Genomic DNA, 20212 nt, shown 5'->3' with positions numbered 1-20212 from the left:
TCTACAGCCCCGCGCCCGAGGCCCGCAATGCGGCAAGGCGATTGGCGTATTCGGTCTCGTCGATCTCGCCGCGCGCGAAACGCTGGGCCAGCAGTTCCTGCGGCGACGGGGATTCATAGCGTCCCGAGCGGCCCGGATCGGATACCGCGAACCGGACCGCGAACGCGATCCCGACGATCAGCAGGGCCCAGAAGACCAGCATGCCCACACCCATCCAGGCGTAGCCCCAGCCACTCATGTCGTGGCCGTACCAATACATCATGGCGATGCCTCCAGTTCTTTCGTGTCGCCATTACCGCTGGTCTGCACCAGACGTTTCGATCAGCCCGGCCTGACCGGCGGTCGCGCCGCCGTCGACCACGAATTCCGACCCGGTCGAGAAGGTCGCCTCCGTGACGAGGAACCGCACCATGGCCGCGACCTCGTCGGGGTCGCCGAATCGCGGCAGCGGCTGGGTGGCGGCGATCGACTCGGCCAGGCCCATGGTCATCGCCGTATGGATCAGCCCGGGGTGCACCGAGCACACGCGAATGCCGGACGAACCCAGTTCCAGCGCCGCGGCTTTGGTCAATCCGCGCAGTCCCCACTTGCTGGCGACGTATCCGCTGATACCCGGGTAGCCCACCAGGCCGGCGGTCGAGGAGATATTGACGATCGTGCCGCCGCCCGCGGCACGCAGGCGCGGCGTGGCCAGCCGCATCCCGAGCCAGGGCCCGTAGAGGTTGACGTCCAGCACATGCCGGAACAGGGCGGGCGACTCGGACTCGACGGTCCCGAGGTCGAGGATCTCGGCGGTGTTCACCAGTGCGCCCAGCGGGCCGAATTCTCGCTCGGTCTTCTCCAGCACCCGCTGCCACTCCTCGTCGTCGGTGACGTCGAGATGATGGAATCGTGCTTGCGGCCCATGGATTTCGGCGAGCTTGGTCCCGGCGTCGATGCGCAGGTCCGCGACGACGACGCCGAAGCCCGCCTTCACCAGTTCCGCGACCACCGCCGCGCCGATTCCGCGCGCACCGCCGGTGACGAGCGCGCTCCTGTCCGCGAACTCCGTCATGGCCTGTCCTCCGATCCGTGCGAATCCGCTGTTCGTTCACAGCATCCCGCGGGTACGAGCTGCGGCGAGACGGCCGAAAGTCACCGGTTCCGAGGGCGGATGTCGGGCCATCGGTCCCTGCGGAAATCCCGCGGGACGTCCGAGGATCGACATCGACGTCCCACCGAGAGGAAAAACCGTGAAGACACCATTGGCGACCGTGATCGGCGTGGCCTCGGCCCTCACCGGGCTGGCGGCCGGATACCGGCTCTTCGCGCGCACCAAGTGCGTGACCTGGGGCTCGACCGCCGAGGAAGTCGGGCGAGCGATGCCCGGCGACGGACTGCTGGCCGAAGCCGGCACCGTCACCACCCGTGCGATCACCATCGCCGCCACGCCGGAGCAGATCTGGCCGTGGCTGGTGCAGATGGGACCGGGCCGGGCCGGCGCCTACACCTACGACTGGATCGAGAACCTGCTCGGGCTGGACATGCACAGCGCCGACCAGATCCTGCCGCAGTATCAGCAGCTCGCGGTGGACGATGTGCTGCCGATGGGCAAATCCGGTCCCGCGATGCGGGTGGCTGTGCTGGACCGTCCACGCGCCTTCGTGCTGGCCTCGACCGACCACCACTGGGTGTGGGCGTTCGGCCTCTACCCGACCGCCGAGGGCACCCGGTTGATCAGCCGCAACCGCATCGCGCTACCGGATGCCGGTCTGCTGCAACGGCTCTTCTACATGCTGATCATGGAGCCCGGCAGCCTCATCATGGAGGCCAAGATGCTGCGGGGCATCAAGGAGCGGGCCGAACGCACCGTGCCGGCGCTCGCCCTGGTGACCAACGTCCCTGGTCAGCAGGCGGAAAGCCCGTATGTTCCAAACTGGCCGACGCGAACACTCGAAGTATGACCGCAATGAACGCCACCCCGCTCGCCGTACCCGACCACCGCACGCTGCGGGCCGCGATGCTGCTGGCTTCGCGCGCGCCCTCCGTGCACAACACCCAGCCCTGGCATTGGCGCTTCGACGGCACACGGCTGCACCTGCGCACCGATCCCGACCGGCTGCTCATCGCCTCGGACCCGCACGGCCGGCAGCAGGTGATCAGCTGCGGCGCCATGCTGCACCACGTCCGGACCGCGTTCGGCGCGCAGGGCTGGCACACCGACACCACCCGGGTCCCGGACCCACTGGATCCCGGCCGCCTGGCCGAGATCAGCTTCCGGCCCTGGCCCGATCCTCCATCGGGTTTGGTGGCCCGCGCGGGCGCCATCGAGCAGCGCCACACCGACCGGCTGCCGATGGGCGCGCCCGCGGACTGGGAAGACCTCCAGCGGCGGCTGCGCATGCTGGTCTCGCCGCACTACCTGGAGCTGGACACGCTCGACGACGCGGTACAGGCCAGGCTGGCCGCGGTGTCCGAGCAGACCGCGGCGCTGCGCCGGCACGACATGATGTACCAGGCCGAGATCGGCTGGTGGGCAGGGCATTCCGGGGATCCCGAGGGTGTTCCGGCGGCGGCGCTGGTCTCGGACGCGGAATTCGCCCGGGTCCGGGTGGGCCGGGTCTTCCCATCCGCGGCGCACTCCATGCGGCGTGCGGAGACCGAGGACCACGCCGGCATGGTCATGCTCAGCTCGGAGGGCGATTCCCTACCCGAGTGGCTGGCGACGGGCGAGGCCCTCTCAGCGCTGCTGCTCGAATGCACGGTGGCGGGGCTGGCGACCTGCGCGCTCACCCACATCACCGAATTACCCACGGGCCGAAACATTCTCACCAACCTGCTGCGGCATCCCGGCACACCGCAGATCGTCGTGCGGATCGGCACCGTACCGGACGGGGAACCGCCGCTGCCGCCGACTCCCCGTCGCCCGCTGGCCGACATCCTCACGATCGAACAGGGCTGACGGAGGCGGGCGCGCCGCCGCTCCCCGGCCGCACGACGCCCCGCCGGCGACTGCCCACGCGGTCGGCTCACGATAGGCGGTATCAGCCTGCTCGTCGGTTGCCCGATCGCACTCCTCCGAAGTCAGCGAAAGGCGGTATCCACCATGATCAGTGCGGCGTCGCAGGCGGTGTCCGGGAATCCGGCCCCCTTCACCTGGGTGACGGCGGTTTCGATGCTGGTGTTCTGCGGCGTGCTGTGGCTCATCGTCGACTACATGCGCACCCATCCACGACCCGCGATGTGGGTGTGGGGACTGTCGCTGCTGACGTTCCCGCTCTGGATCTGGGGGCCCGGGCGCGATATCGGGCTGATCAACTGGTTCTCCTGGGCCAAGATCCTGTCGGTGCTGATCCCGCTCACCCTGGTCGGCGCGATGCGGATCTCCGTGGCCGAGCAACGCCCCGGACGGGTGTGGGAGATCTTGCGCAACCCGCGATTCCTATGGTTCCCGTACGCGATTCTCTTCCTCAACATCGCGGAGGCCACCCTGCGCGACGCCCAGATCGGCAACTACTGGAACGCCGCGGTCGGGCTCGGACTGTGCCTCACGATCCCCTACTGCCCGCGCTTCTGGGAGGTGCTGCCCGGCCGCAACGCCGAGCTCGTCGCCTACACGACGATGGCGTGGAACTTCCTCTACACCACCTGGAATCTGTGCTTCACCTTCGGCGGATATCCCCCGCAGGAAGAGCATTTCGCCGCCAGCATCTGCATTCTCGCGGTCGCGGAGATCTATCCGCTCGTCAAGCGCCGCCCGGAACTCTACATCATGGCGCGCATCTACACGTTGCCCGTACTCATGCTGGTGATCGCGATCTACAACATCTTCCCGAAGGTGATGCCGTCGGACGGGTGGTTCAACAATGATGTCTGGATCGTCTGGGGCATAGCCAATTTCGTCCTCACCGTCCCCTACCTGTTCTGGTACACCTGGCAGCTCGAGACCGGCCGCTCCTTCCTCACGTTCCGCCGCGGCCGCGCCCGCGAGGACTTCCTGCGCCGGCACGGCGAACAGGTCCACCAGCTCATCGACTTCGCCGATTCCCTCGACGCCGCGACCGACACGCACGGCCGCCGATCACGCACTGCGGCAGCGCCGGAGGGTTAGGCCGATCGAGATGTCCGCGCACAGGAGGTATTCCCATGCGAGCAATGGTTTTTCATGGACCCGGGCAGAAATCCTGGGATGAGGTTCCCGACCCGATCATCACCCAACCGACCGATGCGATCGTCCGCGTCGAGGCGGTGACGATCTGCGGCACCGATCTGCACATTCTCGGGGGTGACGTCCCCGAGTTCGCGCCCGGCCGGATTCTCGGTCACGAAGCCGTGGGCAGCCGACTCGACGCCGCCGCGAAACTGGGCGCGGACGTCATCGTCGACAGCGGCCGCGACAATCCGGCCGACGTGATCGCACGGCTGACCGGCGGCCTCGGCGCGGACGTCACCATCGAGGCGGTCGGCATCGCCGAAACCTTCGAAACCGCAGTCGACCTCGTCCGCCCGGGCGGTCACGTCGCCAATATCGGCGTGCACGGCAAACCCGCCACCCTGCACCTCGAGAAGATCTGGATCCGGGACCGGACCATCACCACCGGCCTGGTCGACACCTACTCCACACCCCGGCTCATCGACCTGGTGGCCAGCGGGCGGCTCGACCCCGCCGCGATGATCACCCACCGCTTCACGATGGACGAATTCCCCTCCGCGTACGACACCTTCGCACGCGTCGGCGAGACCGGAGCGCTCAAGGTCGTCATCACCGCCGCGTAGGAGGCAGGGAACGATGGACGCGCACCATGATCGCAACGGCGTGGTGGCCGGGGTGGACGGCTCGACGGTTTCACTCAATGCCGTCCGCTGGGCCGCGTATCTCGCCACCGCCATCCATGAACCGCTCGTCATCGCCTGCGCTCCGAGATTTCCCCGCGGCGACGGCGAGCCGGGGCACGCTCCCCTGAATGGCCGGGTGGTGCGCTGGCACGAGTTCGCCGCGCAGACTGCCGAACACGCTGTCGCACTGGTCCGTTCCTGCGCACCGGAGTTGCCCGTCACCACCGAGGTCACCCCCGAGGCGGCCGCTCCCGCCCTCATCGCGCGCAGCACGCACGCCCGGATCCTGGTTGTCGGGGCCCAGACCGCCTGGGATGGGCGGCTGGTCGGCCCGACGACCATGGAGGTCGCGCGCCACGCGCGGTGCCCGATCGCGGTATGGCGCGGTAGGGCGGGCCGTCGCATTCCGCGGCGGAAACCGGTCACGGTGGGTGTGGACGGCACCCCGCTCGGCACCGCGGCCCTCGCGCTGGGATTCGAACTCGCCGAGGCACTCTCGGTGCCGCTGACCGCCGTGCACTGCCGGCCGGGGAACCGGATCGCGCCGCTCGGACCGACAGCCGACCACACGGCCGCCGACGATGCGGTCCTGACGAGTGCGCTGGCCCCGCATCGCCTGGCTCACCCGGACGTGGAGGTCACCGCGGTGACCGTTTCCGGCGTACCCGCCACCGTTCTGGCGGAGGCGGGACGCGACTCCCAGCTACTGGTGGTCGGCACCCGCGCCCGCAACTCCGCGACCGCCGCATTGTTCGGCTCCACGAGCCGGGATCTGTTGCATCACTCCCCTTGTCCCGTCGTGCTGTGCGGTTGCGCCGCCCCGACCGACCAGCGCCTTGTTCGGTCGGGGACGTCGGCGATGTGCTGAGGACGTTCGTCCACTCGCGACGGGCCGCAGACCCCCGCGCCGCCGCGCTCGAGGCGCCGGCGGGCGTCCCGCCCGAACACGCGCTGATCGACCTCGTCGGAGATGCGCGGTTCGTGCTCATCGGCGAGAGTTCGCACGGCACCGCCGAGTTCTACGCCGCCCGGGCCGCTATCACCGGCTGGCTCATCAGCGAGCACGGCTTCAACGGCGTGGCGTGCGAAGCCGACTGGCCCGACGCCTACCGCGTCGACCGATATGTCCGCGGTCTCGGCACCGACAATTCGCCCACCCACGCGCTCAGTGGATTCGAGCGTTTCCCTGCCTGGATGTGGCGCAATACGCAGGTACGTGAGTTCGTGGAATGGCTACGGCTGCACAATGACCAGCGCCGCCGCAGCGGGCAGGAGTGCGCCGGGTTCTACGGCCTCGACCTGTATTCCATGCACCGCTCGATGCAGCGAGTGATCGACTACCTCGAGCGCGTGGATCCCGCTGCCGCACGACGCGCCGCTCGACGCTACGCGTGTTTCGATCGCGTCTCCGAAGAGGACGGCCAGGCCTACGGTTTCGCCGCGGCGTTCGGCCCGGCGAATCCTGCCAGGCCGAGGTGGTCCGGCAGCTGGTGGAGCTGCAACGCAGTGCGGCCGACCTGATCGAAACCGGGGACGGCGAGGCGCATTTCGACGCGCTGCGCAATGCCGGGACCGTCCGCGACGCCGAAGCGTACTACCGGGCCATGTTCGGTTCCCGGGTTGATTCGTGGAATTTGCGTGACCGGCACATGGCAGACACCCTGGACGCCCTGGCGGAGCATCTGTCCCGGCCCGGGTGGCCGGCGCGAATCGTGGTGTGGGCGCATAATTCCCACGTCGGTGATGCCCGCGCCACGGAGATGGCCGCGGAGGGTCAGCTCTCGCTCGGTCAGCTGGTGCGTGAGCGGCACGCGGAGCACTGCCGCACCATCGGGTTCACCACCGCGACGGGCACGGTCACCGCGGCGAGCCGCTGGGACGGTGCGGCCGAACGCAAGTCGGTTCGCGAGCCGCTGCCGAGCAGCGTCGAGGAGCTGTTGCACGACATCGGGATACCCGCGCTGTATCTACGGACCGACCGGCCCGGCGATGCCGCCGAGATCCTCCGCATGCCCCGGCTGGAGCGCGCCATCGGCGTCATCTACCAGCCCAGCACCGAACGGCAGAGCCATTACTTCCATACCCGGACGGCCGAACGCTACGACGCCATCATCCACATCGACCGCACCACCGCCCTCGAACCACTGGTGCCGGACAGCACACGGAGCGCGGGCACGACCCCGGAGACCTACCCCACCGGGCTCTGAGATCGTGCTCGCACCGCTGCGGGCAGTCGCTCAGCGGTGAGCGCCAGTGGCACCGAAGCGCTCGATATCGGCCACGTGGCCGTCCACGGGGATCCGTTGCCGCCGGCCGCGATGGTCCCACCTGGCCGACCGGCTGCTCGCGACCGGTGCGGAGGCACCGGATACGCTCATCGGCACCGGTCGGCGAGGTGGAGGGGGCCGCCGCACCCGCCCGTGCTCGCACCTGGCCCGGCCGAGGCCGATGAGACACTGTTGGCCCGCGGCGCCGGCGCGGACTGGTCATTGCGATCGCAGAGGATCGCCACCAGCGCCGCGGCGACCAGGACCACCGCGACCGCGAGCAGCACGGCAATGATTGCCCAGCGTTCCGGCACCCGGGGGAATCTCGTTGTCATGGCACGACATCCTCGGCTGGTTCCCGCGGGCCCTGGTCGAGCCGGAAGGGTGGATAGTCGTCGGTCAGCAGCGCCGAATACGCCAGGACTCGGTAGAACCACCGGTTCACGCCGAGGACGAATCCGAACAGTCCGCGCGGGTAGCGGCCGGTGAACAGCACGGCGACCGCGGCGATCAGTACCAGCACACCGATCAGCGGAATCGTGTTGCCGGCGTTGCTGTCGCGCGTGTCGCCGAGCATCACACCGCCGCCGAACATGGCAGCCAGAATCAAATAGTGCGGGATGGCGAGCAGCCACCATTTCACGAGAGCGAGCCCGCGCGAGAGCTGTTCGGGGTAATCGATCTCCAGATCTGCCGGGTAGTCGGTCTGCCGCAGGGCGAACGGCGGATACCTGTCTGTGCCCAGTGCCGTGTAGGTGTAGAACTGCACTCGCCAGGACCAGCGCATCACACCCACGGTGAAGTCGAACAGCGAGCGCGGGTAGCGCCCGGTGAACAGGATCGCGAACCACGCCACCACCGTGACCACCCAGAAGGCGATCCACAGGAACAGCAGCACGATGTAGTGGGGTATCGCGAGGATCCATTTCACCAGCCACATCCAGCGGGAGAGCGGTTCGTCCAGATCGCCGCGCAGTCGGACGGAGCGGACGCTGGAGGGTTCAGGGTTCATGTCTGTCTCCTGTTCGGAACAAAGGGTCGAGCACGTTCTCTAGGTGGAATCCGTTGCCGGGCTTCAGGATCGGCGCTCCGCAGGCGGTGTCCGGCGATGCCCGTCGGCCAGTACCTGGGTCAGGAAGGCGCCGGTCACCCAAGCCATGGCGGCGGCCATGGCCGCACCGCCCAGCGCGCCGATGGCGGCGGTGAGAAGCGGCGGCTGGCCCGGCTGCCACAGCGGCGGCGCCACCACCGTGAAGGCGATGAGACCACCGATCCATGCCACCGCGTTGGCCAGGATCCACAGTGCGGACCGATCACTGAAGCGGCGCAATACCGTCCACTGCGCGACGCCGATCGAGGACACCACGGTCAGCGAGCCCGCCACGGCCACCGGGACCTGTGCCCACGCGGGCCACGCACCGAATCGCTCGCCGTAGAGCATGGGCAGCACACCGATCGACCACGCCACCACCGCGCCGACCGAGGTGACCGCCATCCATTCGCGAATTCGCAAGCAGGACAGCAGTGTTCGCAACACCCGAGCCTGGAAGTACCCGAGAACAGCACCTTCGACGGCTCCCGCTGTCAGCAAGACGGCGGCAACCACCGCCCCACTCGCGTGTGCGATGAGCGTGCCCCCGAGTGCCGGCGCGAGGAAACCCAGGAATTCTCCGGCCGTCACCATGGCGAACCACCGTCCGTGCACCTCGCGCGCGGCCGGAACCGCCGGCGCGGGCGCCGCCGGATCGATCACCGGGCCCGAAGGCGGTGTCCTGTGCTCCCCCAACGCATGTCGCAGCTTGTTCGGCAGCCGCACGACCGCCGGCCCGATGCCGTGGCTCCCGTACTTCGTAACCACTGTGTCCTCCGTCCGCGAGCCTGTCGATCCGCTCGCCGATCCGATCGTCCGCCGCGACCGGGCACCCGAGACAGAAGCCGAAGTCCCACGCCCGACGGCCTTTCGCCGCCGCCGGTCCGCCGCCGGCGGCACAGTGGGCGGGACCTTGGTCCCGCGGGCAGCGGGACCTCTGGTTGTCCGACGGTGGCCCCCGAACACCGCTGGCCTACCCGGCCGGACGCTGCGGCAGTGCTCGCACCGCGGTGAGCAGTTCGGCTATGGCGCTGTGGATTCCGTCGGCGAGCACCTCGAGGTCCGGAGTGGAGTCGTAGTCGCCGGTGATGCCGAAGGTGAGCTGATCGCGGTAGCTCAGGATGGCGATGCCGGTGCGCAGGCGCATGGCGATGGGAATGGCCGGTATCAGCTCCAGGACCTCGCGCCCCAGCATGGTGAGGGTGCGCCGCGGGCCCGGGACATTGGTCGCCACGGCTGTCACGCCGCGCTGCGGCAGATGCGACCACAGCCGCATGCCCCAGGCGACCGGCGCGAACGGAAGCCGGCCGGCGAGGGCGAGCAGCGACTTCTCGGCTTGCGCCGCCCCACCCGACTTGTGCCGGGCCATCCGCCGGTGGATGGTGGTGAGCCGTTCGACCGGGTCGTCGAGATGCAGGGGCAGCAGGGACAGGACCGCCGAGACACGGTTGTCGAGAAACGTTTTCGCATCCGCGGCGCGCATCGACACCGGGACGAGGATCCGCACGCTGTTGCCGGTGGGTTCTTCCCCGCGCTCGAGCAGGACGGCTCGGTACGCCGATGTCACCGCGGCCAGCACGACGTCGTTGACCGTCGCGTCGAAGCCGTGGCCGATCTCCCTGATCTCGCTGAGCGAGGCTCGCGCGATCGCATAGCGCCGTTGCCTGCCGATCGGACCGTTGAGTGAGGAGGCCGCGGGCGTGGAGACGAGAGCGGCCGCCACCGGGACCAGGCTGCGGACCAGACCCAACGCGTAGCGTGGCACCTCCACTGGCAATCGGAGCCCGGTGACCGCCCAGTCGAACCAGTTCCCGCCTCCCGCGGCATCGGTGTCCGGCGTCGGCTTCTCCCGGCTCTCCACTTCCGTTTCATCACAGAAGCTTTCGAACAGGTTCACGCCGGAGACACCATCGACCAGACTGTGATGCGCCTTCACGATCACGACCCAGCGCCCGCCCGCGAAGTGGTCGATGACGACGCACTCCCACATCGGATGATCGCGGTCCAGGCGCTCCACCAGCTCACCGGCGACGAATTCACGCAAGGCGGGCTCGTCGGCAGGTTCGGGCAGCGCGCTCCACCGAATATGGTGGGCGAGATCGAAATTCGGATCTTCCTCCCATACCGGTACGGTCAAGTCCAGTGGAGCACGCCGGACACGCTGCCGCAGGCGGTCGTTGGCCGAGGCCCGCTCGGCCAGCATCGCCGCGAATTCCGCACGACCGGGAGGCGCACCGGCCAGGATCGCCACGGCGGCGATACCGAGGCTGACATGCCGGTCGGAGTCCTCCAGTTCGATGAATCCCGCGTCCAGCGGCTGTAATTCGGTCATGACCGACACCTGATCCTCGATTACGCGCGCACGACGACCGTCGGGGTCTCGACGTTGTGCAACACGGTGGAACTGGTGGAACCGAGCAGCATGCCCGTGAAGCCGCCGCGGCCGCGGCTGCCGATCACGACCAATTGCGCGTGCTCGGATTCCTGGAGCAGAGCCTGGGCCGGGCGTTCCGTCACCAGCATGCGACGGACCGGCACGTCGGGATAGCGTTCGCCGAACCCGGCGAGCCGCTCGGAGAGCAGTTCGTTCTCCTGCGCACGCAGCGGCTCCCAGCCGATCAGCGGCACGTAGGAGCCGAGAACGTCAGTCCACGCGTGCAGCGCGGTCACCCCGACCTTGCGTACCGAGGCCTCCTGGAACGCGAATTCCACTGCGGGCACGCTGTGGGGTGAGCCGTCGATGCCGACCAGCACCGGCTTCTCCGCCGACAGCGGATCGGCCGCCGCGGTCGCGTGGATCACCGCCACCGGGCAGTGCGCGTGCCGAGTGACCGCGTCGGCGACCGAGCCGAGCAGTCCGCGCCGGATCGCGCCCAGTCCGCGGCTGCCCACGGCGATCGCACGCGCGCGCCTGGACTGACCGAGGAGATAGCCGATGATGGGTTCACGAATTACCTCGGTCGTGATCGGCACGGCCGCACCCGTCGCCGCGGCGCGCACCATGCGGCCGGCTTCGCCGACGATTCGCTGACCGCCCCGGTCCAGCAGCTCCAGGTCGGTGTCTCCGAGCAACTCTCCGGGGATCTCGCCGACGGGCAGCGAGATGGAGGTGACCAAGTGCAGTCCGCAGCCGTGCAGATCCGCGGCCGCCGCGGCCCACACCGCCGCCTGGTACGAGGTCGCAGAGCCGTCGACGGCGGCGATAATGATGCGCGATATTGGTTGCCCGGCAACAGAACTGGGTTCGTCGCTCATGATCGGTATCCTCCCGATGGTCTGTGGTGTCTAGGTGCCGATGGGACGGCCGAGCCCGCGCAGCTCCGCCTCCCAGCGCGCGGCGTGCAGGCGTTCCAGCCCCTGCGTGACGCACCAGAGCAGCGCGAGTGCTCCGAATCCAGCTCCCACGAGCAGCGCGACACCGGTGCCGACGCCGTCCCACATCGCCATCTCGGGTTGCCGCGGCGCGTCGGTGACCAGGCCGTCGGGCCCGAGCCAGATCTGCACCGTGTCACCGGCCTTCGTATCGCGCCGGATCTCGATCGTTCCGGTCGCGAGGTTCCCGTCGCGCTGCCACTGCACCTGCGACTCGAAACGCGCCGGCTGCGCGGGACCGGCCGGCTGGACTTCCTTCGGCGCGGTCAGAACCGTCGCGTGGACCGTGGTCTTGGAAGCGTTCGCGACACTGATGTGGGCGGCGCTGCGGGTGTACGTCTCGGTGCCGACCGCGGCGGCGACCGGCACGGTCAGCAGTAGCAGGACGACCACCAGTATGCGCAGCACCGACTCCCAGCGGTCGGATGCCCGCATGAGCGGATTCGTGTTCCACGGCCGCATCCGCCACACCCGCCACGGCAGTGAGCAATTGTGTGACATGGCCCGGCTCCTCGTCCCTGGAGTTTCTTGTCTGCCCGTTCAGCATCTCGCGTCCAGGGCCGCTCGGTGACGGCCGAAAGTCACTGATCCGCCGGTCCGAGGTCGCCGGTCTGGTGCCGGTAGGCCGCCAGCGCCGTCGGCAGCGTCGGAAACATGCGATCAGCGCCGATGCGGGCGGTGAGCCCGGCCGCATCCAGCGCCGCGCGCAGATCCTTCTTGACCCTCGCCATCGCGAAAACCACGCCGCGGGACGCCAATTCGGCACGAAGCTGGTCGACGGCGTCCAGTGCGGTCAGATCGACCTCGACATTGGCCTCGGCGTTGAGGACGAACCAGCGAACCAGGACCGCCGCGGCAGCGGTATCGACGGCCGCCAGCGCGCGGCGGCGGAAGTCCTCGGCGTTGGCGAAGCACAGGGGGGCGTCATATCGGTAGACCACCAGTCCTGGCACGGTCGTCGCCTCCGGGTAGTCGTCGATGTCGTGCATGCCGGCCAGACCGGTGACGAAGCCCTGGATCGCGTCATGGGCGCGGGCCACCCGGCGCAGCAGGTCCAGGATCGACAGGCCGACGGCGATGAGGATCCCGTACAGAACGCCGACCGCCAGCACCGCGAGGGCCGTGCTGAGCGCGAGCACCAGCTCGCTGCGACGGAATCGCGCCAGGCGCCGGAACTCCGGCAGGTCGATCAGCCGCAGCGCGGCGTAGATGACCAGCGCGCCCAGCGCGGCGACCGGGAACGCGGCGAGCACGGCCCGCCCCCAGAACAAGACGGCGAGCACCGTCAGCAGCGCCACTACCGCGTACAACTGAGTACGTGCACCCGCGGCGGCGGCGAGACTCGTGCGGCTGCCACTGCAGCTGACCGGAAATCCCTGCGAGACACCGGCGCTCAGATTGGTGGCGCCCATGGCGAGCAATTCGCGATTCGCGTCGACGGCCACGCCGTGCCGGGCCGCGAACGCCCGGGCAATCAAGACGGTGTCGGAGAATCCGACCAGGGCGATCCCGACCGCAGGCAGCAGCAGTCTCGCCAGGTCCGCGGCCGCGACGTGCGGTACACCCGGCACCGCTAGCCCGGACGGGATCTCACCCACCACGCGAATCCCGCGTTCCCGCAACGAGAACACCGCCACCACCGCTGCCGCGCCCAGCACCGCCACCAGCGGCCCCGGCAGCCGCGGCGCCCACCACGCCGCCACCACCAGCACGGCCAGCGTACCGCCGGCCAGAAACACAGTAGGCCAATGCAATTCGCCGACATGCGCGGCGAAGGACCGCAGTTGATCCGGGATGGACTCTCCCGTCACAGTCACTCGGCTGACCCGGCCGAGCTGGCCCACGATCATGATTGCCGCCGTCCCGGCCAGATAGCCGACCAGTACCGGCTTCGACAGCAGATCGGCCAGCATCCCCAGCCGGGTCACCGCGCCGGCCACACAGCACGCTCCGACCAGCAGCGCGAGGGCCGCGGCCAATGCCGCGTATCGGGCGGAGTCACCCGCGGCCAGCGGCGCCAGCGCCACCGCCGTCATGAGCGCGGTCGTCGATTCCGGCCCGACCGACAGCACCCGTGAGGTCCCCAGCACCACATAGACGGCCAGCGGGCCGAGCACCGCCCACAGGCCCGCGATCGGCGCCAGACCGGCCACCGTCGCATACGCCATCACCTGCGGAACCAGATAGGCCGCCACAGTGACTCCGGCCGCGGCGTCGGTCCGCAGCCAGCCACGCCGATAACCCCGGAACTGTCGCGTCCCGGGCAGCCACCGCCCTGTGGCGTCACCCATCACAGCACCGTAGCGCGCGAAGTCATCCCATCGCGCTGTTCAGCACGAACACACCGGCACTGAGCAGGGCGATCGCCTTCACGGCTTCGAGGGCGACGTAGGCATAGTGGCTGCGCGATCGCGGCCCTTCGTGGCCCGCCAGCACCGCGTCGCTGCGCCGGGTCAGCCGGGGCCGCACGAAAACGAGCTGCAGGACCAATGCGCCGATCGCGACCGCGAGGGCACCGGTCGTCGCAACACCGGGGGGATCGGCCCAGACGGCGGCGAGAACGAGGATGGCGAGCAGGGATTCGACGCCGTTGAGGGCACGGAAGACCAGGCGTCCGATGCCGAGTCCGATGGCGAGGGTGACATTCGGGGCGCGGAACTTCAGCGGCGCCTCGATGAACGAGATGGCCAGCACCATGCCCAGCCAGAGGAAGACTGCGGCGGTGATGAAGGCACGGGCGGTGGTCATGGGATCGGTCCTCTCCGGTCGGCATTCCCGAGCCTGGCGCAGCCACCTTCGGGGTCGGCAGAGTCGACAGCTCGTACTCGAGATGACTATTGCCCCTAGGTATCGGGCCTCGATGAGCACCCTGCCGCCTGCGTTGCCGAACAACCGTACCGCGCACAACAGGGACCAAATACCCTGCGGCGCAGGAGCAACGGCCGTATGTCCGAGCTGCCGGAAAACCGCAGACTTTCGGTATGAGCGGCGACGAAGGTGTGCGCGGTGGGCCCGTGCCCGATCCGGCGACAATCACGGCGATGGTCGAGGTGGCGGCGCGAGCGCCGTCGCTGCACAACACCCAGCCGTGGCGCTGGCGCTTCGATGGCAGACGCCTCTACCTGTATGCCGACGCCGAACGGCAGCTGACCTCGACCGACCCGCTCGGCCGCCAGCTGGTGATCAGTTGTGGCGCGATGCTGCACCACATCAGAACCGTGTTCGCCGACCACGGCTGGCACACCGACATCCTGCACGTTCCCGATGAACGCCACCCGGACCGACTGGCCGCCATCGAGTTCCGGCCGTGGAGCAATCCCCCGGCGAGCGTCCACACCCTGGCCCGTGCCGTCGAACACCGCCGCACCGACCGGCTCGCCCTCCACGAGCCGCAGGGGTGGGCCGAGCTCCTGCCCAGGCTGCGCGCGCTGACAGCGGCACAGTATGTGCGGCTCGACGTGCTCGACGAATCCGTCCGGCCACAGCTCGCGGCCCTCTCCCGGAAATTCGCGACACTGCGCGGCCACGACATGTTCTACGACACCGAACTTCACTGGTGGGCAGGACATTCCGATGGTTGGGAAGGCATTCCGCGCACCGCGCTGGCATCGGAGGCGGAGTTCGCGCAGGTCGGCGTCGGCCGGGTGTTTCCCCCGGGTCCGCGCACCGCCCGCCGCGATCACTTCGCCGATCGTGCCCAGCTCGTCGTGCTCAGCGCCGTGCGGGACTCGGTACCGCAATGGGTTCGTGTCGGCGAGGCATTGTCCGCGGTGCTGCTGGAGTGCACGGCCGCCGGGCTCGCCACTTGCACCCTGACCAACATCACCGAGCTACCCGACGGGCGCGACCTGCTCACCGGCATGATCTCCAGCCCCGGCATTCCGCAGGCGGTAATCCGCATCGGCACCCTACCGATCGACGACACGCGCCTACCTCCCCCCACCCCTCGCCGCCCGGTAGCGGACATCCTCACGCTCGCCGACCAGGCCGCCCCCGCACCGCCGCATCGGCGAAACCGCTGACCTCCAGGAGCTCCGCCGGCGGCGGTCGGGGCCGACGCCCGGGGCAGGCGGCAAACCGACCGCACCCGGGCGTCGACCTTGATGTCGTCACCGGGGATCGTTGCAGGCAATCCGCGGGACAACCGTGAGCCGCTGCGAAGGGGGTGAGCGGCTCACGTCTCCTCGATCCTCTCCGCGTGACACGACTCGGGATCGAAAACTGCTGCTGTAGTAGCTGATTGGAAACTCTATCGAGCGCGCTGCCGATATCCACCAGACCAGCCGCCGATTAGGGGGTGATATGTGTTACTTCAGTTAACATGCCTGATCAGCGCATTCACAGAAGTCACCGAACGATGCCGATCCGGGGGATCACAAGACCAACCGCCCAGTCAAAGCAGCAAAAACAGACTGGGCAACTGATCAGTAACCCAGCGTGCCAGGAACGAATCCCACCGGTGCCGCAAACACGGTCCTGCCGCCGAAAACCGATGCCGCCAACGGCATGGTCTCGTCGAGGGCATCTCCAGGGCGAGTCAGCTCGAAATCCGCTGTGGCACACGGAGCACCTCGTCAGCATCCGCAGGCACTCGACGCGGCGGGGCAGGAAAATCGAATGAGACCATTCAGGCTGCGGATTCTGTGTCGATGTTCTCCTTCGCTGGTTCGCTGATCCGGGCGGCTTTGGGCACCTTGCTCCGCTTACCTCTGGGGTAATCGACGCGGTTTCCTCCGGCGTGTCAAGATCGGGATCAGGCGAAACCGGTAGACCGAAAGGACATCGTCGTGCCCGCGTATGTGATTGCCCACCTGCAGGATGCTGCCCCACATCCGGAGATCGCCGAGTACATCGAGCGTCTTCCCGGCACTTTCGCACCATACGGTGGCCGCTACCTCGTGCACATGACACAGCACGAGGTGAAGGAGGGCAGCTGGCCCGGACACGTTGTCATGATCGGCTTTCCCGGGATCGCGGACGCGAGAGCATGGTGGGAATCGCCCGCATACCGGGACATCGCGCCACTGCGCTCACGCCACATCGACGGCGACATCATAATGGTCGACGGCGTTCCCGATGGCTACCAACCGACTGCGGCGGTGGAAAGAATGCGGGGGAGCCTGGCCGGAAAGCAGCCGTAGCCTTCCGGCAGGGATCGATAGCTGGTTGGCAAAACCGTTGTGCGGCATCATCCGCCACGGTTCGCAACACTCGAGATTTGAGTGAACTCCTGGTGAAGCAGTGGTTGCTGAAGTCATCGCTACACCGGGAGTTCGCCCACACCTATCTTGCTGTTACAGCTGAGCGGACCAGCGCCAGTCGGCGATCTCCGGTGGGTCGATGCCGTAGCGGCGGGCGTAGGCGTCGGCGGCCTCACGGCGTGCCGTGAGCTCTTCGGTGAGCGGGGCGAGCTGTTCGGACAGGCGCGGCACCTCGGCGAGGGCGGCGGCCGCCAGGGTGAAGCGGTCGACGCCGTTCATGGCGCACATGCTGAAAGGTGTTGTGGTGGTGCCGTTGTCGGTGAATCCGTGGACGTGCATGACGTCGTGGCCGGGGCGGCGGTAGGCGATGCGGTGGATGAGCCAGGGGTAGCCGTGGAAGGCGAAGATGACCGGCGAGTCGGTGAAGACGGAACGGTATTCCTCGTCGGAGATCCCGTGCGGATGGCGATCCGGCGGGAACAGACGGGCCAGGTCCACCACGTTGACAAGGCGGACAGCCAAGTCCGGCGCCAGCTCTCGCAGCAGCGCCGCGGCGGCCAGGGCTTCCTGGGTGGGGACGTCCCCGGCACAGGCCAGCACGACCTCGGCGGGACGATCGGAATCCGAACTCGCCCAATGCCACACACCCAGCCCCTGCTCGCAGTGCAGCCGCGCCGCGTCGTCGTCGAGGTATTGCAGCGCGGGCTGCTTCCCGGCGACCACGACATTCACCCGGCCACGGCTGCGCAGGCAGTGGTCGAAAACATGCAGCAGGCAGTTGGCGTCCGGCGGCAGGTACACCCGGCTGACCTCGGGCCGCTTGCTCAGCACATGGTCGATGAAGCCGGGATCCTGATGGGACGCCCCGTTGTGATCCTGCCGCCACACGTGCGAGGTGATCAGGTAGTTCAGGCTGGGAATCGGCTCACGCCAGAGGAATTCCGCCGCCATGTGCAGCCATTTGGCGTGCTGCACCACCATCGAGTCGATGATGTGCGCGAAGGCCTCGTAGGTGGAGAACACACCGTGCCTGCCGGTCAGCAGATAGCCCTCCAGCCAGCCCTGGCACAGATGCTCCGACAGCACCTCGAAGACGCGGCCGTCCGGGGACAGCCGATCATCGTCCGCGATCCGCCTGGCGCGCCAGCGCCGACCGGTGACCTCGAGGATCGCGTCCAGGCGATTGGACGTGTGCTCGTCCGGCGAGAAGAACAGCAGATTGTGCGGATTCTCGACCAGCGCGTCACGCAGATACCCGCCCAGCACCCGCGTCGCCTCCGCCGATTCGGTTCCGGGAGCAGGGAATTCGAGGGCGTAGTCGGTCGGGTCGGGCAGTTGCAGGTCGACGCTGTCGTGACCGTGCGCGGCGCGATTGGCGCTCATCCGCAGGTGCTCGGGATGTAGCCGCGCAATCCGGTCCACCGGACGGCCCTCGTCGTCGAAGAGCTCCTCGGGCCGATAGGACCGCAACCAGTCCTCCAGTTGCGCAAGGTGTTCCGGATTCTCGCGCACGCCCGGCAACGGCACCTGATGCGACCGGAAGGTGCCTTCGACTCGCACGCCGTCCACCATCATCGGACCGGTCCACCCCTTCGGAGTCGACAGCACGATCATCGGACGGCAGGGATCGCGCGGACCCAGGCCGTGTTCGGCGAACTCGCGTATCTCCCGGATCCGCTCCATCGCCTCGTCGAGCACGGTCGCATACCGGTCGTGGACCTCGGCCGGCGTGTCGCCGTCGACATACATCGGCTCCCAGCCCTGCGCGCTGAGCATGGCGTCGAGTTCGTGGCGCGACATGCGTGCCAGCAGCGTCGGATTCGCGATCTTGTAGCCGTTGAGGTGCAGGATCGGCAGTACAGTGCCGTCGCTGACGCGGTCCAGGAACAGCGACCCGTGCCAGCTGGTGGCCAGAGCCCCGGTTTCGGCCTCGCCGTCACCGATCATGCACGCCACCACCAGATTCGGATTGTCCAGCGCCGCGCCGGTGGCATGGGCGAGCGAATAGCCCAGTTCGCCACCCTCGTGGATGGAACCCGGCAGATGCGGTGAGGCATGGCTGGGAACACCGCCCGGGAAGGAGAACTGCCGGAACAGTTCTCGCATCCCGGCCAGGTTCTGGCCGACCTCCGGGTGCCGCAGCGAATAGGTGCCCTCGAGCCAGGTCGCGGCGGTGAGCGCGGCGGCACCGTGGCCGGGGCCCAGCACGAACAGCATCTGCTGCCCGGTCCGCATGATGACCCGATTGAGGTGGGCGTAGGTCAGCGTCACCCCGGGCACGGTTCCCCAGTGGCCGATCAGCCGCTGCTTGATGTGCTCGGGCCGCAGCTTCTCGGTGAGCAGCGGGTTGTCCATGAGGTAGATCTGCCCGGCGGCCAGATAGTTGGCGGCCCGCCACCACGCGTCCAGATCGATCAGGTCGTCCCGGATTCCGGTTCCGGCGCCGGGCATGGTCAGCGTCATCGCTTCGTCTCCTCGTCATCGGCGTGCACGACCATCACCGGGCAGTGCGCGTGCTGCACCAGGGAATGGGTGGTGGATCCGAGCAGCATTCCCATGAATCCGCCGCGACCACGGTTGCCGACCACGACCAGCTGCGCGGTCTTCGACAGCTCCCCCAGCCGCTCGGCGGGTCCGGAGGCGAACACCTCGCGGGTCACCTCGACATCCGGATACTTCTCCTGCCAGCCGGACAACCGCTCCGCCAGGACTGCTTCCTCGACGCCGGCCAGCTCGGCGGTCACGAGCGGGATCACCTCGTCGGCGAATTGCCCGGTGTCCCAATCGCTGAAGACGTGGACGGCGACCAATCCCACCCCCCGTTCGGAGGCTTCGGCGAACGCCGCGCCGATCGCGGCCTCGCTCACGCGGCTGCCGTCCACGCCGACCACGACCGGACCCGAGCCGCGAACGGCGTTGGCCGCGTCGGGATCCGGCCGCACCACGACCACCGCGCCCCGGGCGTGACTGGTCACCGAGAACAGGGTGGATCCCAGATGCGAGAGTGTGCCGGCCGTCCCGGTCGCCCCGATCACCACCGCGTAGGCGGACTCACTGAGATCGATCAGCACCTGGGCGGGACTGTCGGTCGACACCGCGGACGAGATCGTCAGCTCCGGCTCGTAGTCGCCGGCGGCCAGCCGGGCCCGGGCGATGGCCGCCGCACCGGCGGCCTTGACCGCCTCGGCCAGCGACGGCGCCGCCACCGAGTAGGGGCCGACGCCACGGCTGACCGCCACCAGATCCAGGCCGTGGACGATGTGCAGTCGCCGCTGCCGCTGTGCGGCGTAGTTCGCGGCCCAGTGCACCGCCCGCGCCGAACCTTCCGAATTGTCCACGCCCACCACGACGGGCGCCGAGGCCAGCCGATGCGGATCGTCGAGTTCCTGGTGTGTCATCCTGACCTCCGGGGTGAGGTGAAATCGTCGGCGCCCGGGGAGGGGCTCGTACTCTCACGGTAGAAATGG

At 68.5% G+C, this 20212-nt stretch carries 19 protein-coding genes and 1 pseudogene; 8 read left to right on the top strand and 12 right to left on the bottom strand.

What is annotated here, in order from left to right; translation table 11 throughout:
- Position 1: 1 nt before the first annotated feature.
- On the bottom strand, positions 2 to 262 hold the full coding sequence (locus AB0L60_RS26255; RefSeq protein ID WP_364618596.1) for an SHOCT domain-containing protein: 261 nt from the start codon (positions 260 to 262) through the stop codon (positions 2 to 4).
- Between the two features lie 30 nt (positions 263 to 292).
- Positions 293 to 1054, bottom strand: coding sequence for an SDR family oxidoreductase (locus AB0L60_RS26250; protein ID WP_364618593.1), 762 nt, complete (start codon positions 1052 to 1054; stop codon positions 293 to 295).
- Between the two features lie 178 nt (positions 1055 to 1232).
- Here AB0L60_RS26250 and AB0L60_RS26245 point away from each other — a divergent pair, with 178 nt between their 5' ends.
- The 6 genes and pseudogenes from AB0L60_RS26245 to AB0L60_RS26220 all read left to right on the top strand — a co-directional run.
- Entirely contained in the window at positions 1233 to 1943 is a 711-nt protein-coding gene (locus AB0L60_RS26245; RefSeq protein ID WP_364618589.1) for an SRPBCC family protein, read from the top strand.
- Positions 1940 to 2941: a hypothetical protein gene (locus AB0L60_RS26240; RefSeq protein WP_364618586.1), complete on the top strand. Its 1002-nt coding sequence runs from the start codon at positions 1940 to 1942 to the stop codon at positions 2939 to 2941. Before AB0L60_RS26245 ends, AB0L60_RS26240 begins: the two co-directional genes overlap by 4 nt.
- A gap of 144 nt (positions 2942 to 3085) precedes the next feature.
- Positions 3086 to 4090: a hypothetical protein gene (locus AB0L60_RS26235; RefSeq protein ID WP_364618583.1), complete on the top strand. Its 1005-nt coding sequence runs from the start codon at positions 3086 to 3088 to the stop codon at positions 4088 to 4090.
- 35 nt (positions 4091 to 4125) lie between these two features.
- A complete protein-coding gene (locus AB0L60_RS26230) occupies positions 4126 to 4755 on the top strand; it encodes a zinc-binding dehydrogenase (RefSeq protein WP_364618580.1) in 630 nt (209 codons plus the stop codon).
- A gap of 13 nt (positions 4756 to 4768) precedes the next feature.
- Entirely contained in the window at positions 4769 to 5683 is a 915-nt protein-coding gene (locus AB0L60_RS26225; RefSeq protein WP_364618578.1) for a universal stress protein, read from the top strand.
- A gap of 47 nt (positions 5684 to 5730) precedes the next feature.
- Positions 5731 to 7022: pseudogene (locus tag AB0L60_RS26220) on the top strand (erythromycin esterase family protein); the annotation flags it as partial.
- 167 nt (positions 7023 to 7189) lie between these two features.
- On the opposite strand, the gene AB0L60_RS26215 reads toward AB0L60_RS26220, so the two are convergent.
- The 8 genes from AB0L60_RS26215 to AB0L60_RS26180 all read right to left on the bottom strand — a co-directional run bounded on the left by AB0L60_RS26215 (position 7190) and on the right by AB0L60_RS26180 (position 14292).
- Positions 7190 to 7417 carry a hypothetical protein gene (locus tag AB0L60_RS26215; protein WP_364618574.1) on the bottom strand — a complete coding sequence of 76 codons (228 nt, stop codon included), beginning with the start codon at positions 7415 to 7417 and terminating at the stop codon, positions 7190 to 7192.
- Positions 7414 to 8094 carry a DUF4389 domain-containing protein gene (locus tag AB0L60_RS26210; RefSeq protein ID WP_364618571.1) on the bottom strand — a complete coding sequence of 227 codons (681 nt, stop codon included), beginning with the start codon at positions 8092 to 8094 and terminating at the stop codon, positions 7414 to 7416. The genes AB0L60_RS26215 and AB0L60_RS26210 overlap by 4 nt, the downstream gene beginning before the upstream one ends.
- Before the next feature lie 63 nt (positions 8095 to 8157).
- Positions 8158 to 8940, bottom strand: a complete 783-nt coding sequence (locus AB0L60_RS26205) for a hypothetical protein (protein WP_364618568.1) — start codon at positions 8938 to 8940, stop codon at positions 8158 to 8160.
- Positions 8941 to 9145: 205 nt separating this feature from the next.
- The gene (locus AB0L60_RS26200; RefSeq protein WP_364618565.1) at positions 9146 to 10504 is read right to left on the bottom strand and encodes a wax ester/triacylglycerol synthase family O-acyltransferase; all 1359 of its coding nucleotides are present in this window, start codon (positions 10502 to 10504) and stop codon (positions 9146 to 9148) included.
- 20 nt (positions 10505 to 10524) lie between these two features.
- Entirely contained in the window at positions 10525 to 11427 is a 903-nt protein-coding gene (locus tag AB0L60_RS26195) for a universal stress protein (protein WP_364618562.1), read from the bottom strand.
- 30 nt (positions 11428 to 11457) lie between these two features.
- Positions 11458 to 12045, bottom strand: a complete 588-nt coding sequence (locus AB0L60_RS26190; protein ID WP_364618559.1) for a hypothetical protein — start codon at positions 12043 to 12045, stop codon at positions 11458 to 11460.
- Between the two features lie 80 nt (positions 12046 to 12125).
- Positions 12126 to 13835, bottom strand: a complete 1710-nt coding sequence (locus tag AB0L60_RS26185) for a SulP family inorganic anion transporter (protein ID WP_364618556.1) — start codon at positions 13833 to 13835, stop codon at positions 12126 to 12128.
- A 22-nt stretch (positions 13836 to 13857) separates the two neighbouring features.
- Positions 13858 to 14292, bottom strand: coding sequence for a hypothetical protein (locus AB0L60_RS26180; RefSeq protein WP_364618553.1), 435 nt, complete (start codon positions 14290 to 14292; stop codon positions 13858 to 13860).
- Positions 14293 to 14525: 233 nt separating this feature from the next.
- Between AB0L60_RS26180 and AB0L60_RS26175 the strand changes: the two genes are divergently transcribed.
- Positions 14526 to 15566: a hypothetical protein gene (locus AB0L60_RS26175; RefSeq protein WP_364618550.1), complete on the top strand. Its 1041-nt coding sequence runs from the start codon at positions 14526 to 14528 to the stop codon at positions 15564 to 15566.
- A 765-nt stretch (positions 15567 to 16331) separates the two neighbouring features.
- The gene (locus tag AB0L60_RS26170; RefSeq protein ID WP_364618547.1) at positions 16332 to 16685 is read left to right on the top strand and encodes a DUF1330 domain-containing protein; all 354 of its coding nucleotides are present in this window, start codon (positions 16332 to 16334) and stop codon (positions 16683 to 16685) included.
- 153 nt (positions 16686 to 16838) lie between these two features.
- Here the strand turns inward: AB0L60_RS26170 and AB0L60_RS26165 are convergent, their stop codons facing one another.
- Positions 16839 to 19208 (bottom strand): phosphoketolase family protein, encoded by a 2370-nt coding sequence (locus AB0L60_RS26165; RefSeq protein WP_364618544.1) that lies wholly within the window; start codon positions 19206 to 19208, stop codon positions 16839 to 16841.
- The gene (locus AB0L60_RS26160) at positions 19205 to 20143 is read right to left on the bottom strand and encodes a universal stress protein (RefSeq protein ID WP_364618542.1); all 939 of its coding nucleotides are present in this window, start codon (positions 20141 to 20143) and stop codon (positions 19205 to 19207) included. The genes AB0L60_RS26165 and AB0L60_RS26160 overlap by 4 nt, the downstream gene beginning before the upstream one ends.
- Positions 20144 to 20212 lie beyond the last annotated feature (69 nt).

Source organism: Nocardia sp. NPDC051981 (genome assembly GCF_040680715.1).
Lineage (GTDB): Bacteria > Actinomycetota > Actinomycetes > Mycobacteriales > Mycobacteriaceae > Nocardia.
The sequence above is the reverse complement of the archived record's forward strand: the minus strand, read 5'-3'. Positions and strand labels throughout refer to the sequence as shown.